The organism is Bradyrhizobium sp. USDA 4341, from assembly GCF_054063755.1.
Window position 1 is genome coordinate 7366998 of record NZ_JBSSGO010000002.1, and the last position, 15505, is coordinate 7382502.

The 15505-nt window shown below is 59.6% G+C and carries 10 protein-coding genes and 5 pseudogenes; 11 read left to right on the forward strand and 4 right to left on the reverse strand.

The window, feature by feature from the left end; all coding sequences use genetic code 11:
• Positions 1-366 precede the first annotated feature (366 nt).
• Both ACVIGB_RS40820 and ACVIGB_RS40825 read right to left on the reverse strand, forming a co-directional pair.
• Entirely contained in the window at positions 367-1488 is a 1122-nt protein-coding gene (locus ACVIGB_RS40820) for a type III polyketide synthase (RefSeq protein ID WP_456718402.1), read from the reverse strand.
• A gap of 1275 nt (positions 1489-2763) precedes the next feature.
• Positions 2764-3042, reverse strand: coding sequence for a DNA -binding domain-containing protein (locus ACVIGB_RS40825; RefSeq protein ID WP_456718401.1), 279 nt, complete (start codon positions 3040-3042; stop codon positions 2764-2766).
• 838 nt (positions 3043-3880) lie between these two features.
• On the opposite strand from ACVIGB_RS40825, the pseudogene istA reads away from it, so the two are divergent.
• The 6 genes and pseudogenes from istA to ACVIGB_RS40855 all read left to right on the forward strand — a co-directional run bounded on the left by istA (position 3881) and on the right by ACVIGB_RS40855 (position 9075).
• Positions 3881-5419, forward strand: a pseudogene (gene istA, locus ACVIGB_RS40830) (IS21 family transposase).
• Positions 5420-5434: 15 nt separating this feature from the next.
• Positions 5435-6160: an IS21-like element helper ATPase IstB gene (gene istB, locus ACVIGB_RS40835; protein ID WP_456718400.1), complete on the forward strand. Its 726-nt coding sequence runs from the start codon at positions 5435-5437 to the stop codon at positions 6158-6160.
• An 817-nt stretch (positions 6161-6977) separates the two neighbouring features.
• A complete protein-coding gene (locus tag ACVIGB_RS40840; protein ID WP_456718399.1) occupies positions 6978-7274 on the forward strand; it encodes a hypothetical protein in 297 nt (98 codons plus the stop codon).
• Positions 7271-7705, forward strand: a complete 435-nt coding sequence (locus ACVIGB_RS40845; protein ID WP_456718398.1) for a PIN domain-containing protein — start codon at positions 7271-7273, stop codon at positions 7703-7705. Before ACVIGB_RS40840 ends, ACVIGB_RS40845 begins: the two co-directional genes overlap by 4 nt.
• 250 nt (positions 7706-7955) lie before the next feature.
• Positions 7956-8603, forward strand: a pseudogene (locus ACVIGB_RS40850) (type IV secretory system conjugative DNA transfer family protein); the annotation flags it as partial.
• Between the two features lie 7 nt (positions 8604-8610).
• A complete protein-coding gene (locus tag ACVIGB_RS40855; protein ID WP_456718397.1) occupies positions 8611-9075 on the forward strand; it encodes a CopG family ribbon-helix-helix protein in 465 nt (154 codons plus the stop codon).
• 743 nt (positions 9076-9818) lie between these two features.
• Here the strand turns inward: ACVIGB_RS40855 and ACVIGB_RS40860 are convergent.
• On the reverse strand, positions 9819-9992 hold the full coding sequence (locus ACVIGB_RS40860; protein ID WP_456718396.1) for a hypothetical protein: 174 nt from the start codon (positions 9990-9992) through the stop codon (positions 9819-9821).
• Between the two features lie 383 nt (positions 9993-10375).
• Between ACVIGB_RS40860 and ACVIGB_RS40865 the strand changes: the two genes are divergently transcribed.
• Positions 10376-11500, forward strand: a complete 1125-nt coding sequence (locus tag ACVIGB_RS40865; RefSeq protein WP_456718395.1) for a TlpA disulfide reductase family protein — start codon at positions 10376-10378, stop codon at positions 11498-11500.
• Positions 11501-12101: 601 nt separating this feature from the next.
• Positions 12102-12287 carry a hypothetical protein gene (locus tag ACVIGB_RS40870; RefSeq protein ID WP_456718394.1) on the forward strand — a complete coding sequence of 62 codons (186 nt, stop codon included), beginning with the start codon at positions 12102-12104 and terminating at the stop codon, positions 12285-12287.
• A gap of 24 nt (positions 12288-12311) precedes the next feature.
• On the opposite strand, the gene ACVIGB_RS40875 is transcribed toward ACVIGB_RS40870, so the two are convergent.
• Complete coding sequence (locus ACVIGB_RS40875) at positions 12312-12653, reverse strand: hypothetical protein (protein WP_456718393.1); 342 nt, start codon at positions 12651-12653, stop codon at positions 12312-12314.
• Between the two features lie 568 nt (positions 12654-13221).
• Between ACVIGB_RS40875 and ACVIGB_RS40880 the strand changes: the two are divergent.
• The 3 pseudogenes from ACVIGB_RS40880 to ACVIGB_RS40890 form a co-directional block, all read left to right on the forward strand.
• Positions 13222-13383, forward strand: a pseudogene (locus tag ACVIGB_RS40880) ((2Fe-2S)-binding protein); the annotation flags it as partial.
• 71 nt (positions 13384-13454) lie between these two features.
• Positions 13455-15421: pseudogene (locus tag ACVIGB_RS40885) on the forward strand (xanthine dehydrogenase family protein molybdopterin-binding subunit); the annotation flags it as partial.
• A gap of 1 nt (position 15422) precedes the next feature.
• Positions 15423-15491: pseudogene (locus tag ACVIGB_RS40890) on the forward strand (hypothetical protein); the annotation flags it as partial.
• Between the last annotated feature and the right edge of the window lie 14 nt (positions 15492-15505).

The following is a 15505-nucleotide window of genomic DNA, read 5'->3' on the forward strand; positions in this document are numbered from 1 at the left end:
CATGCGACCGATGTGAAGGTGGACGCGACGTGCGACATGTTAAATGTCGCCGGGAGCGGGCTCGAATTATTGCACTCGCAAGGCGTCATTCATCGAACGGCGAGTACCTGAAAATCGAGCGAAAGCGCTTTCCGGCCTTCAAGGCCAGCAGGGCAGTGCATGCGACTAAACCGTGACGAAGATTGGAAATTGATCAAATCGCCGTCTGAGGTTACCTAAGAGGGGGCAGCCAGATCGGTTCAGGAGCGATGCTGTAACTGCAAGCGGTCTCGCGGACGCTGCTGAGCAGACCTGACCAGCGGCAGCATCTCGGGCACGCGAGCACTCGACAGCACCAAGCGCACAGTTTGGTGATGCCGATCACGACTAGGCAACCCGCGTCAATTGGTTGCCCGGCGGCTCGAGGTCGACGGGCTTTGGCTGTGCTGCTTCCGTGTCAGCCCATTTTAGTAGCGTCAGTTCGGCTGAGAAGCCTGGCCCGAAGGCACCTAAGATACCGTATGATCCAGGCGCTTGCTCCTCATGCGCCAGCACGTGTTCCAGCACGAATAGCACAGTTGCGCTCGACATATTTCCATGAAGTCGAAGCGTCTCATAGCTGGAAAAAAAGCTCTCAGAGGACCTGCCAAGGCCCCGCTCACAAACTTCCAATACTTTTCTCCCGCCAGGGTGAAAGATAAAGCTCCTTATTTGGCCAGGAACGACGCCAGCCTCCGCGAGCAACGAGCTCATCGCACGTGGCATCAATTCGCTAATCATTGACGGAATGCGCTCGGAGACCACGACTTCAAATCCCGAGTCGCCAAAATGCCAGCCCATTAGAGAAGTCGAGTGCGGGTGAAGCAAACTCGTACTTCTCACGATATCCAGCTTGCCAGAGCCGCTTTCAGCTGGCCCGATTAATAACGCGGCAGCGCCATCTCCAAAGAGGCTTGAGGCGACAACGTTCTTTGGCGTGAGATCATTCGGTTGGAATGTAAGGGAAGTCAGCTCCACAGCAACGAGGAGAATGCGTTCGTTGGTTGTTCGGCAAAGGGCTCCTGCTAAACTAACTCCTGATGCTCCCCCAGCGCATCCGAGGCCAAAAATCGGCGTCCGTCCCACATCTGGTCGCAACCCGACCTTGAAGATCAGGTCCACGTCGAGACTAGGGGTCGCTATCCCTGTCGTCGAGACGAACAAAACCCGATCGACTTGCTCGGGCTTAACCCCAGCCCGGTCGAGGCAGAGCACCGTCGCTTTGCACGCGAGCTCCTTCGCCCAATCCAAATATATCTGGTTGGTCTCACTTATGCGATGCTCGCCGAGAAGCCATTCGGGCGTAACACAAAAGAACCGCTGATCGACTAGCGCATGATCGAATACGGTAAGATATCTCTTCAGCTTCTCCATTCTGGATACGAAGTGGTGACCCGCTAAAGCCTTGAGGTCGGTCTGAGAGAACCGAAACGGTGGCAAAGCCGTCCCAACAGCCAAAATTCTGGACATCAGTGCCTCTTGTCGTTCGACATGGATTCACACCAACAAGCACGCCCGCGACATCCAGCCGTTAGTTTTCACGTGGACCAAGCCGACGTTGATGTTCTGCCCAACGCGGGCAGTTCCTACGGGCAGCTCGTTGGAAAAGCCTGCGATTCCGGTTGAGCAAAAGCCAACGATCGGAGGGCCATGAGCACGCAATCGTACTCAGCGCTGCCAAGTGGGCAGAAAAGAAGACTTTATGTCCACGCCTGCTGCACAGCCCTGTTGGCCCTCGCTGCCGTTGACGAGCGGCAGCTGAGTCGCAAGGTCGCAGGCCTGATATTTATTGATGACGACCGCAGTAGCGCCTGTTGCGTACAGGAGGACGTCATTCCAGGCGTCACCGAGTGGGTCCTTAACGGGGCTACGGGTAACAATTTTGCGTTCACCCTGAACGCCCGGCAGAATGAGTTTAGCGTTAGAGCCCTCGGGACTGGCGCAGTGCCGTTCATCGCGATTCCAAACACCGAGTTGGCGATCTGCCAGCGGAAGCCGATTTCACCGCCGACCGGTCTTCCTGTTGGACCAGGATACGTCAGGGCAGGAGATGGCGCACGGACCACATCTGCGGCGTTGACTAATTCCCAACATCGACGGCCATCGCCGCGATTGAGACCGATATCAGAACCGCTTCGCTCGCAGAGCGGCGCGGCCGGACTGGCGACAGTTGCGACCAGCAAGACGATGACTATCATGCCCAGGAGCAGCCGTTTCATTCTTCTCGACCCAATCCGAGGTCAACGTTCTTGAGAGGTTCACAGACGCGGATGCATGCCATGTGGCTGTCTTCTTGATCAACTGATCAGGTTGGTAGGTGACTGGAAATAATGTGTCCGCCTCTGCGAATGAATGGCTCGTGTTCTTCTGTGCGAACTCATATGAGTTCGTCGCGGCCAAGCCGTGTTGCCATCGTCGATAGGCCTGTCAGGCATCGGATACACTGACGGGATTTCGCGTAGCTGACATGTCGGAGGAAATCGGCTCGGGTCGTCGCCAAGTATTTAGGCGATGCCCGCCACGAGCCGTGAGCCTTTCAGGAACCAGTTATCCGCAACGCCGCCGGAACAGGTGCCTAGGCCGCAAGGGCTCACAGTAAAGGCATTCCCATCCATGCTTGGGCGCACCCGGGGACAGTGATTGTTTTGCTTATTGGAGCTCAATTAATTGAGTCGGCTCTTTAAAGGCCGACATTCGGGTTCCGCCGGCTTGACGCGTCATGGGTTGCGAGGTGAATCCACTCGTCTAGTTCCGAGCGTCACTGCGGAGAAGCTGCCGATAACCGTCATCTGCTATCCACTTTGCCCGAGCGAGATGGCTGTCAAAAGCGCGACGCGCCCGATCCCAGTCTTGAGCAGGGTCAACGTGAAGAACAACGCGCGCTACCTCGCGCCAATCTGCAGCCTCAGCATCAGCGTCAAGCAGCCGCCAGTATGTAGCCAAGTGCTCCTGGTCATAGACGGTCAGGCTCGCACCCGATGGTGCAATGTCATCGACGGTCAAATCGAGCAGCGGTTCCTGCACTGAAAGGTCTCCATGGGCAGCTTTAGGGGCGCGACGAAGGGATCGTCGCGAGCTTGGTGCGCAGTCGCAGTATCCTCCGATTGTGGAATAGTTTTGGTGATGCCACATCAGGTGATGCGCTTTACAACGACATCTGAAATGCTTCACTGTTACACCCTTATTGTCACTGTACTGAATGGCCGACTTGGCATGCCATCGATCATGAGCTTGGGATACGTGTGATGATTCTCGAGGCTGGGGAAATCAACGAAAAGCGGAGTGATAACCCGGCAGAAATGATCGTCGCAACATTGCCGAGAACAGCATGCGGTATATTTGGTTGATGGAAGACTGGTGGGCGATCGTAAAGCCAACCCGATACTTGCGGGCAGTGCCGAGAGGTTCGCGAGCGCGAGTGTCGTGAAGCCTCAAATTCGCCGCTGACAAGTCGGAGGAAGATCAACAGGCAAAGACGCATCAAAAGTCTCGCCGAGCGAGTGAGTTCGGATCTCGATCGGAAAACGCTCCGCAGCCCAGCGCGCTGTCGGGGAAACAGGCCTCCCCAGCACTGCCTTCACGCAGGATGGAGCAAGCCGCGCCTGCGTCCGACAGGGCTGAGGCAGTATCCCCAGCGGCGGCGTTAGGCGGACAGAGTGGGGTGCTCTGCGCGTTCCAGCCGATCGTGATCACCCATTCCAGGCCATCGTGATCACCCATTCCAGAGCATCGTGATCACCATTTCCAGTCGATCGTGATCGCTATTTCCAGCGATCGCGATCGGGAGCAACCAGGAGGCGCGCACCGCTGACAGTCTGCAACCCGGGTAGCTTGGTCTTTTGCCTAATCGCAGAGGATCGAGATGCCGACCGAGAGACTGTCCATGCGCCACATTCGTGAAGTTCTACGCCTGCACTACAGCGTCGGCATGTCGCAACGCGCCGTTGCCCGCAGCCTGGGCCTGGCCCAAGGCACGGTCTGCAAGTACCTCAATCGAACTCGCCGCGCCGGCCTGACCTGGCCGTTGCCGCCGGAGCTGGATGACGACGTCCGGCTCGAGAACCGCCTGTTTCCGCCGCCTTCCGATCGGCTCAGCGACGAGCGGCCGCATCCGGACTGGGCGCTCGTGCATCGCGAGCTGCGGCGCGCCCGAACGCCACGCTGATGCTGTTGTGGGAGGAGTATTGCGACGCAAACTCCGACAGCTTCAGCTATGCGTGGTTCTGCGAACGCTACAAGGAGTGGGCCGGCCGCCTCAAGCCGACCCTGCGCCAGGTCCATATCGCCGGTGAGAAGCTCTTCGTCGACTATTCCGGTCACACCATGGAGGTGGTTGACGGGCTCAGCGGCGAGGTGCGCAGCACGCAGATCTTCGTCGCCGTGCTCGGCGCCTCGAACTACACCTACGCCGAAGCCAGCCTCACCCAGAGCCTGCCGGACTGGATCACCTCGCACGTTCGGGCCTTTGCCTATTTCGGTGGCACGACGCGGCAGACGGTGAGCGATAATCTGAAGGCTGGCATTACCCGGGCCTGCTTTCACGAGCCGATGGTCAAACGGACCTATGCCGATCTCGCCCGCCATTACCGCACCGCCATCGTCCCGGCGCGACCGTATCGTCCGCGCGACAAAGCCAAGGTCGAAGTCGGGGTCCAAATCGTCGGGCGATGGATTCTGGCACGCTTGCGCAACCGCAGCTTCTTCTCGCTCGCCGCCCTCAACGAGGCAATTTACGCGCTCCTTGTCGAGCTGAACGATCGACCTCTCCGGAGCTGGCGGCGAAGTCGGCGCGAACTGTTCGAGGAGCTCGATCATCCGGCGCTTACCCCCTTGCCGGATGAACCGTACGAGTATGCCGAGTGGAAGCGCTGCCGGGTCAACCTCGACTATCACGTCGAGATCGCCAAGCATTACTACAGCGTCCCTCACAACCTCTTGCATCAGGAGGTTGAGGCTCGCATTACCCAAAAGACCGTCGAGATCTTCCTGCGCGGCAAGCGGGTGGCGTCGCATCTGCGCAGCACGCTGGCGCATCGCCCGACGACGATTTCCGAGCATATGCCGAGCTCGCATCGCCGCTATCGTGACTGGCCCATGAGCGTATTCGTTCCGAAGCCGCCAAGGTCGGCCTCGACGCCGACACCCTGATCGACGTCATCCTGCGGTCGCGACCACATCCGGAACAGGGTTTCCGCTCCGCATCGGCATTCTCGGGCTGGTCAAGCGCTATGGCCAGGAGCGCGTCGACGCCGCCTGCGCCCGTGCCCTTCTGCTCAACGCCCGTTCGGACAAATCGGTCGCCGCCATCCTCAAGAATGGCACTGACAGAACCGCTCCGTCCGCCGAGGAGGCGCCCATCCTCTTCCACACCAACATCCGTGGCCGCAGTTACTACAATTGACCAGGAGAGATCAGCATGCTCATTCACCCCACCATCGATCGCTTGCGCGCCCTCGCCCTCGCCGCCATGGCCGATACCCTCGCCGAACTACAGAACAATCCCGAGGCGGCCGAGATGCCGCACGCCGATTGGCTCGGCCTCCTCGTCGATCGCGAGGTCACCGCTCGCGACAACCGCCGCCTCACGCGCCGCTTAACCAGTGCCAAGCTTCGTCAAGCCGCCGCCATCGAGAACGTCGACTATCGCACCGCTCGCGGCCTTGACCGTTCGCTCTTCCAAACCCTCGCCACCTGCCAATGGATCCGTGATGCCAACCACCTGGTCATTGTCGGCCCAACCGGCACCGGCAAGTCCTGGCTTGCCTGTGCGCTCGGCAACAAAGCTTGCCGCGACGGCTTTTCCGTCCTCTACAAGCGAACATCGCGCCTGTTCGCCGATCTCGCCCAGGCGCGCGGCGAGGGCCGTCTGGCGCGCCTGATCGCCGCGCTCGAGCGCGTCAATCTCCTCATCCTCGACGACTGGGGACCTGAACCGCTCACCGCCGACCAGCGTCGTGATCTGCTTGAGATCGTCGATGATCGCTACGACAAGGGATCCTTGTTGATCACAAGTCAGGTCCCCGTGTCGCAATGGCATGACGTCGGCGATGCGATATTGGACCGCATCATTCACAATGCTCACCGCATCGACCTCAAAGGCGACAGTCTACGGCGTCAGGCTGGCGAAAAGAAAAAACCGTGAGCACCTCGCGCACGATCGCCCCGCCGGCCCACAGGCCCCCCCTCCCGCGCGCGTCGCTCCGTCGCTCGTGGGGGCACTCCGCGCCGCGCACGGGGCCCTCCCATGGACCGCCGGAACGATCTTCGAACCAACCCGCCAGCCTTGACGAAGGGCCATTTCCAGCATCACATAAACCCGTCAGCCGTGTTCGCCTCCGCACCTGATCGCGATCACTGGAATCCGTGATCACCATCGCCTGGAACACCTGATCACCATCCCTGGAATGCGCAGACGCCTCCTTAGTCCGGGAGACGGTCACGCTTCCGGCTGTTCGTTTCAGCTTGAACGAAATCCCGCGCGGCTTGCCGCGCGAGCAATCGCACCACGTTGATAAGGCGAGAATCAGGCTTGGACATGGCGAGAACGCAGCCGGGGCTTCGGGCGCCTCATCCACAACCACGCGAAGCTTTTCGGCTCTCGTTCCTTTCGGTCGCGCCACCACTGCGTCCTTGCCGTTGCGGCGATTGCTCCGCCTCGAGACGAAGATGACGAATTGCAGCCGTTAGACAAGAGAAAACGTCTTGTAATATCAATGCATTGCATCGCACCCGCGCGCTGATCCGAAATCAGAGGCGCAGCAGAGCGAGACGTCGCAAAGTCGGCCGCAGGAAAAACATCTTCGTGATGACCAGTCCAAAACGCCATCTGGGTGGTCGCGACGTCGCACATAGTCTCCGACCTCTTATCATCGCCGTACTCTCGCCGTCACAAGCGAGCCGGGGCCTTGCCGCGAGCCGAATATTCGGATATATAACCGGATATAATATGGAGGCGATCAGTGAGCAAGAGCGCACAGAAAAGGGCGATCGAAAATTACCGATCCCGGCTGACGAAGCGCGGCATTGTGCGGTTCGAACTCCAAGCCCTCGAGGCCGATCGCGACCTCATCAGAGCGCTTGCGCGCAAGCTGACTGAGGAAGGGCCGGAAGCTGGTAATCTCCGCCGCACGGTTCAACAGGCCGTCTCACCCTCCAAGCCCGGTGGCATCTTGAACGCATTGCGTCGCTCGCCACTGGTCGGTGCCGATCTCGACCTGACGCGCCCGCGCGAAGAAGGGCGCAAGGTCGATCTGTGACGCGCTATCTTCTCGACACCAACATCATCAGTAACGTCGTCAAGCCGCAGCCGTCCGAGTCACTGTTGGCCTGGATGGCAGCACAGCGAGACGAGGATCTATTCATCGCATCACTAACGATCGCGGAAATCCGGCGCGGGATCCTTGAAAAGCCGCGCGGGAAGAAGCGGGACGCTCTCGATGCATGGTTCTCCGGTCCGGAGGGACCCCAGGCCTTGTTCGCGGGCCGCATTCTGCCATTCGATGAGAAGGCCGGGCTCATCTGGGCGCGCCTGATGGCGGAGGGCAAAATCGCCGGACAGCCGCGCAGCGGGCTCGACATGATCATCGCAGCGGTTGCGGCAGCCAACGAATGTACCGTCGTAACGGACAACGAGAGAGATTTCACCGGAGCTAAGATCATAAATCCGATGCGCGGACGCACGTCGTGAGTGGCTTACGGTCCATCGACCTGCGGCTCACTGACGACCGCAAAGACTTTGTCTGATCTCCTGGCCTCGGTTTGATTTTTCCGACGCCGGCTTTGCCGATCTCCTTGTCTCCGAGTTGAAGGTCAACATCGGCGATCCCAAATCGGCGGCGCACGGCGGCTCCAAGAGCAAACGCCTGCGCTACTTCGTCCAGAGCTGCGGCTTAAGGTTCGTTTCCGAATAACCTTCATGAAGGCAAGCGCGCTAGGTCTACGGACCCAACAACTCGATTCTCGACAACTGTCATGTTCGGGTCAGCTTCGCGACCAACGACGAAAGGACCGCGAAGCGGGTGTCCGATGCATTGGGCATGGCGACCGAGATGAAGGCGATGAAGAACTATGCGGGCAGTCGGCTGGCCCCTTGGCTCGGTCACCTCATGGTGTCTCGGTCAGAGACCGCCCGTCCGCTGCTCACCCCCGGCGAGATAATGCAGCTCCCGCCATCAGATGAGATCGTCATGATGTCGGGCCTCCATCCGATCCGCGCCAAAAAGGCGCGCTATTACGAGGACCGACGTTTCCAGGAGCGCATCCTGGCGCCTCCGGCGCTGACGAAGCCCAGCGACTGCCGCCCGGACGACTGGAGTAAGCGGCCCCTACCGCCGCGCCCAACCGTACCGCCGACGTCGACCGACGACACGAACGACGCAGAGGATCCGAAGACGGCCGACCGCCGGCAGCAGCCGGAGCTGGTTCGTGACGCCGTGGAGAGGAGAGAGCCCCTCGATAACGAGTTCGCCTCGGATTTTGCGGACGAACTCGAGGAAGATGCCCCGAGGATCGGGCGCCTCAACGACATGATGCAGGGCGTCGCGCGCCAGGCGTCGCTCGATCAGGGCGACGATCTCGGACTGTGAGGCAGGCATGACCACGCCAAAGAAGAAATCCCAGATGTCGGTCTATCTCGATCCTGATGTCATGAAGGCGCTCTCGGCCTACGCGGCCCGCAGAGAGCAATCGCTATCGCTCATCGCAGAGGCCGCGATCGCGTCCTTCCTGTCGCCCGACGCCGACGAGCGGCGGGAGGCCGCTATTGCCAAGCGCCTCGATCAGATCGACCGCCGGATCGCTCGCCTCGAGCGGGATGTCGGGATTTCGGTCGAGACCATCGCACTCTTCATCCGGTTCTGGCTCACGACGACACCGCCACTCCCCGAGCCGGCCGCAAAGGCCGCGCGGGCACAAGCGGGAGCGCGCTATGATAACTTCGTCGCGGCATTGGGCCGGCGGCTAAGCCATGGGCCCAAGCTGAGGCAGGAAATCCTGGATGACGTAGATGGCGTTCAATCTTCCGTCGGCCTAGACCAAGCGGGCTCCGAGGTTAGTTAGTCGTCCATTCTTTACAGCTCTGAGCACCGCAGCTCGGGGGAACGCACAGGACATTCACCGTTCAGCTGTCGCTGCCGCTAACATCCCTGCCGGTTAAGGCTGGACGGCGTTCTCAACGTCGAACCAAGCATCGGGCCGAGGCTCGTCAGCTTCTCGAAAGCTAGCGCACCATTATGAGATCTCCGGACAATAAACCAACGCAAGGCCTTCGAAGCGGTGCTCTTGACTAGGCCGGAAAATTGCAAAGGGGGGCCGATTTTGACAGGCTGTTGTTTTCGAGCCTCGTCAATCAGCTTGTCGAGCTGAACCCTCCGCAGCCCGCGCGCCGGATCCGAGCTTAGCTTGGAGGTTGAGAAACCTCTATGTCCTCCACGGCGCGGCATAGATGCTTGTGCCTATTCAGAAAAACGGGACAGCAGATTTCATACCAGAGCGAACACATTGTCGCCCGCATCGGAGATGGACTTTGATGAACACTAGCGGACTTGGCGGTCGGGCGCTTCCCAAACGGTCTGCAAGCATTCGCAATCAAAGTTCGAGCAAGTTAGCTTAGTCCCTCCCTGCGCGATGAGGGCTGCCATGCCCAGCACGATTTTCTTGATTCTCCGTAGTCCGACCGACCAGCACACCATTGTTCTCTGGCATGTCTATGACCATCGGGCCGCTCGCTTCGGGCGGCAGCCTTGTTCGAACATCCGCGAAAACTCCTGTCCGGCCGCTATTCACGCGGCTGAACAGCAAATTTATCGAAGTGCCAGTTGGTGCAGGAAACGCTTGGCGTGCTGGCGAGCACTGGCAGTTTTTAAGGCGCACCGATCCGCAGCTCGTGCTCCAGTGCCCACTCGAATGATTCCGTCGTCATCGACCACGAACCCGTCGCGGTCCTCTGCCTTGGCTATTTCGATTCCGATCTGCATCGCGATCTCCTCTCATCCTGCCTGGCGGGGAAAGGGGTTAGCAGGCTCCATTCGGTGACTCACAAACCAGCTTTTCTGGTGGCGCGAAGCGCGCGATTCGTGTCCAAGTTCTGACTCGGGACAAAGTCTGTCAGGTTCAAAACACCGGCTGCGTTTGGGGCGCCTTGGAGTTTTCAAAGCGTAGTCAGGCGCTTGATGCGTGCTGACTGAGCTGGCACGCCTGTTGCTATTGGGATGCAGAACACGGAGTGAGGGCTGAGCGCACACCAGATGCGCAAAACGAGTGATGCTCTCCTTCTCTTGAACCCGTGTGCTCCGTTTCTGAGAGAGACAGGCTAGCACACGAAATCGCGCAACGAGTGGCAATGGTTTTGGAGAGCAACATGGTGCTGCACATGGAGTCCCAAGCTCCCCCGATCAAGGTGGAGAACTGGCTGCGAGGCGAGCCCCTCACGAGCTTCCAGCCCGGGAAGGTGTACATCGTCGAATTTTGGGCAACTTGGTGCGGACCATGTGCGGCAGTGATGCCTCATCTAGCAGAGCTGCAAGAGAAATACAAAGACAGCGGACTTGAGGTGCTCGGCGTCGCAGCTTACGAAGAAGCTGCAACGGCGGACGAGGCCCGAACAAGCCTGGACGCGTGGTTGACCGACAAGTTCTCGAACCTGAACTATCGGATCGGGTTCGACTCCACAGGCGAAATGAACAAGCGTTGGATGGAATCCAGCTTTTCTGTCGGGATTCCTACCTCGTTCGTCGTTGACCGTGACGGCCACATCGCCTTTATCGGTCCTCCGATGCAGCTCGATGGCGTCTTGCCGAAAGTTCTTAACGGCAGCTGGCGGACCAGCGATGAAGCTAAAGCCGCCGACACAGAGCGGATCGAAACCGGACGACGCGAAATGGACGAAATGACGCGCGGGCGGGCGTTGACTAAGCCGATTCTCGCCGCGATGAAGGCGGAGGATTGGGCAAAGGCGGTTTCGGCGGTCGAAGAGGCCCTCGCGGTGATGCCGGACTACCTCGCCTTCCGCGGGCGCCATGCGGATCTGTTGCTTCATAAGCTGCGCAACATGCAGACCGGCTTGCCGGTTATGAGGCAATTCGCTCGCGACGCGATCGACAAAAACAATGAGGCGTGGATGGAACAGGCGCTGCGTCAACTCTTCAATCCGGCGAATGACAACTCCCACTTCCCGTCTGCCGAGCGCCTTGCGATGGGCAAAGAGTTGTCCGAACACATTCTTGCGCTGAATCCGCCGCACCGGGACGGTGGCCTCAAGTGGCTGTCTTATGGGGCGGTCGCGCAGTATTATTATGAGAGCGGCAACAAGGATCGCGCAATCGAATTGGTCGAGGTGGCATTGAACTCGCTAAGCGGTCCTGAGCCTATCCCCGACAAACTGAAACAGCACGTCACGCCGCCGTTGGTGCAAGCGCTGGCCAACTACAAGGGTGAGAAGGCTTGCTATGAGAGTGTTTGTGCAACTCCGCAGGGAGCTCAGTGATGGCCCTGTAACTTGCTCACTTGGGGTTTTTAATAAACACCAGGCGAACTACGCGCAGGCTCGACAGAACCTGATCGATCACATTTCACGCTACAGTCACACTAAGGGCCTCGATTCCGTGTGGTTCATCCAAGCAACGTCGACAGCTGTGGCGTTACCCGGAATCCCATGACTCAACATCTTGCTAGCTGTCGCGAGCACAATCTCGCGGAGCAGTCCTGGCTGCCATCCGTGGCGTGGGTTGAGGGCCGGTTTATTGCCGTGCATGCCAAACGAACAGATTCTAGATTCGTGACTTGATCTGATACTCCTACATCTGGTTGAGCTAAACTGTCGACGTCAAATTAGGTTCATACCCTGCTCGCCCTACCTGCGACATCGCATAAGCGGCACTAGCGAACATTCAACAGCGCCGGTAGGTTTGTCACCTTGGCTGGTCGTCCGAGTATTTGGATGCCGCGGGTTGCGTTTGCACAAACAAGCCAAGTCTGGGAAACAACATGGCCACTGGGGGGGGACGCCTGCATGGGAAAAACTCGAAATCGGCCAATAAAGCAGCACTGCGTGCCACAGTGCTACCTGCGCCAGTTCGCCAATATGCATGGTAAGGCTCACGAAGGCTCACCACGTATCGGTCTTCGACCGCAAGAAGGCGCAGAGCTACAAGAACAACACCCAGGATGTGGCATGCCAGAACTACTTCAATCGCATCCCGCTCGACGGCATGGATCCGGATGCGCTCGAAGCAGCCATGTCGGAGTTCGAGACCAAGTTGGCCGATGCCTAGGGCGGTATCAATGAGGTGCGCAACCTAGAGAACGAAGACGATCGCGCGCACCTCCTCACGCTCATTGGGCTCACGGCCTTGCGAAATCCAGATGTGCGTAAGAACATCCGCGACATTGCAATCGACGTCGGCAGGATGAACATTGCCGCGCGCCTCCAGAACGAACTGACATACAACGCGAGCGTCCAAGAAGCCAAGGCTCAAGGTGGCTTGCCGGACGACTGCAACGTCACCCATAAGGAAATGAAAGCGGCTTTTGACGATGGCTGCTTCAAGATCGTCCTCGACAATAACGCGCTGATTAGCACAGCGAACCCGCTGCGCGTCTCGACTGCCTGTACCACCTTCCGCGGGATGCACGATCATCTTGACGCTCCCCGAGCGAATGCAGGCGTAATCACCCCAGGCAGCCCGTCGATACCACAAGCCAAGCATCGGCAGGGGAGGCGCATGGGCTGGTCATTGCGTTTGCCAGCATAGGATAATTGGACGCCCCGCAGGGGCTTGAAGCTTACGCAGCGTCAGGTTGTATATTGCCAACCTTCGTGATGTGTAAGGGAGCAAAACGGCCGGTACTGGTAACCAGCGCTGGTGATGGACGACGAGACGCACCGCATATGATGCTCAGCTGCGCCACCGAGTTCGGTCCGCTGATCGTCTTCTATGCTGTGAATGCGAAATTTCAGTTGATGGCGGACGCTCAATTCTCAAGGGTGGGAGCGCACCTGACCTACCTGGATTGGTGGCCGCCGAATCCAACCGTTAGTCTATGCTGGTCCTTCAGGACTTGCAGATTTAGGAGAGATCAGGAGAGACGAGAATGGCTAAACGCGCACGCATTCGCTACGTCAACAAGACGGACAGAAAGAACCCTCACGAAAGAATCACACATGTTGGGGAGCTAACCCCGACGGGACGCCATCGACGCGAAGCGTCGGCGGTCGATATCGTGCGCCGTCATGGTGATCTGCTCGATGAAGCCATCGTCCGCCGCGAGTTCGAAGGCAGCATTTGTCGCTGTACCGGCTAGCACAACATCATCAAGGCGGTGCTGGATGCGGCCGGCCGCATGAAGGTTTCGCAGGCCGCCGAATAAGCAGCGCGGCTCCGCAATCGAGAGCTTTCAAAACGTAAGTGCGCAAATAAAGTTTGCTCGGGAAGACAGACATGGGTCTGGATGGGATTGGCGCCAGCGTTGTGCGCAAGGAAGGCAAGCGGTTCATTACTGGCAGGGGCCGGTTCGTGGACGACATCAAATTGCCAGGCATGACCTATGCCCATTTCATCCGCAGCCCGCATGCACACGGCAAGGTAAAGAACATCGATGCCTCCGCCGCGCTGGGGATGCCTGGCGTGGTCGCGGTGCTCAATGGCAAGCAGATCGTCGACGACAAGGTCGGCAACCTGATCTGCGACTGGGCTATCACCTTCAAGGATGGCAGCCCGATGAAGTTGGACGCATGGCCGGCGATGGCGCCGGAAACCGTGCGCTTCGTCGGACAGGCAGTTGCGGTCGTGATCGCCGAAAGCAAGAATCTAGCGCGCGATGCGGCGGAGGCTGTGGTCGTCGACTACGAAGAGTTGGCGGCGGTTGCCGACGTGCACGCCGCGATCAAGGCCGGCGCGCCGCAACTTCACCCTGAAGCTCCCGGTAACCAGATCTATGACTGGGTCATCGGCGATGAAACCGCCGTGAACGGCGCCTTCGCCAAGGCCGTGAACGTGGTGAAGATGGATGGCACCAACAACCGCCTCGCGCCCAATCCGATGGAGCCGCGCTCGGCGATCGCCGACTATGACGCGGCCGAGGAGCACTACACGCTCTACACGACATCGCAGAACCCGCACGTCGCCCGCCTCGTGCTGTCGGCGTTCTACAACATCGCGCCCGAGCACAAGCTGCGCGTGATCGCGCCCGACGTCGGCGGCGGCTTCGGCTCCAAGATCTACATCTATCCGGAAGAGATGGTGGCGCTGTGGGCCTCGAAGAAGGTGGGTCGCCCGGTGAAGTGGACCGGACACCGTTCGGAAGCCTTCCTCACCGACGCGCATGGTCGCGACCACGTCTCGAAGGCGGAGATGGCGTTCGACAAGGACAACAAGATCCTTGGCCTCCGGGTGAAGACCCACGCCAATTTCGGCGCCTACATGTCGCTGTTCTCCTCGGCAGTGCCGACCTATCTCTACGCGACGCTGCTGTCGGGCCAGTACGTGATCCCGGCGATCTATGCCGAGGTGATCGGCGTCTACACCAACACGACGCCGGTCGACGCCTATCGCGGTGCCGGCCGTCCCGAGGCGAGCTATCTGATCGAACGGATGATGGAGACCGCGGCGCGGCAGTTGAAGGTCGATCCGGCCGAGCTGCGCAAGAAGAACTTCATCACCACGTTCCCGTATCAGACGCCTGTCATCATGGCGTATGACATCGGCGACTTCCACGCCTCGATCGATGCCGCGATGAAGGCGATCGACTATGCCGGCTTCCCGGCCCGCAAGGCCAAGGCAAAAGCCGATGGCAAGCTGCGCGGCATCGGCGTCTCCTGCTACATCGAGGCCTGCGGCATCGCCCCGTCGAAGGCGGTCGGCAGCTTAGGGGCCGGCGTCGGCCTGTGGGAATCGGCTGAGATCCGCGTCAACCCGGTCGGCACCATCGAGGTGCTTACCGGTTCGCACAGCCACGGCCAGGGCCATGAGACGACGTTCTGCCAGATCATCGCCGAGCGGCTCGGCGTGCCGATCAGCCAGGTCTCGATCGTCCATGGCGACACCGACAAGGTGCAGTTCGGCATGGGCACCTACGGCTCGCGCTCGGCGGCTGTCGGTCTCAAGGCGATGGAGAAGATGGAGGCCAAGGCCAAGAAGATCGCCGCGCATGCGCTGGAGGCTTCGGAGGCCGACATCGTCATCGAGAACGGCGAGTTCAAGGTCACCGGCACCGACAAGTCGGTCGCGCTGCCGATGGTCGCGCTCGTCGCCTATACCACGCACAATACTTCGTGGCGGCCGACGACTTCGGCCGCCTCATCGACCCATGGTCGTCGAGGGCCAGGTCCATGGCGGCCTTGCCCAGGGGCATCGGGCAGGCCCTGCTCGAGCAGGCGGTCGAAAGCCCCAAAAGTCGTCGAATTACCGGCCGGTCTCGAAATCAACATGTATGCGTGCGCCGTTCGCAAGGAGGTAACCAGAAAGCTGGGAGCGTGAAGGCAGATCCTATC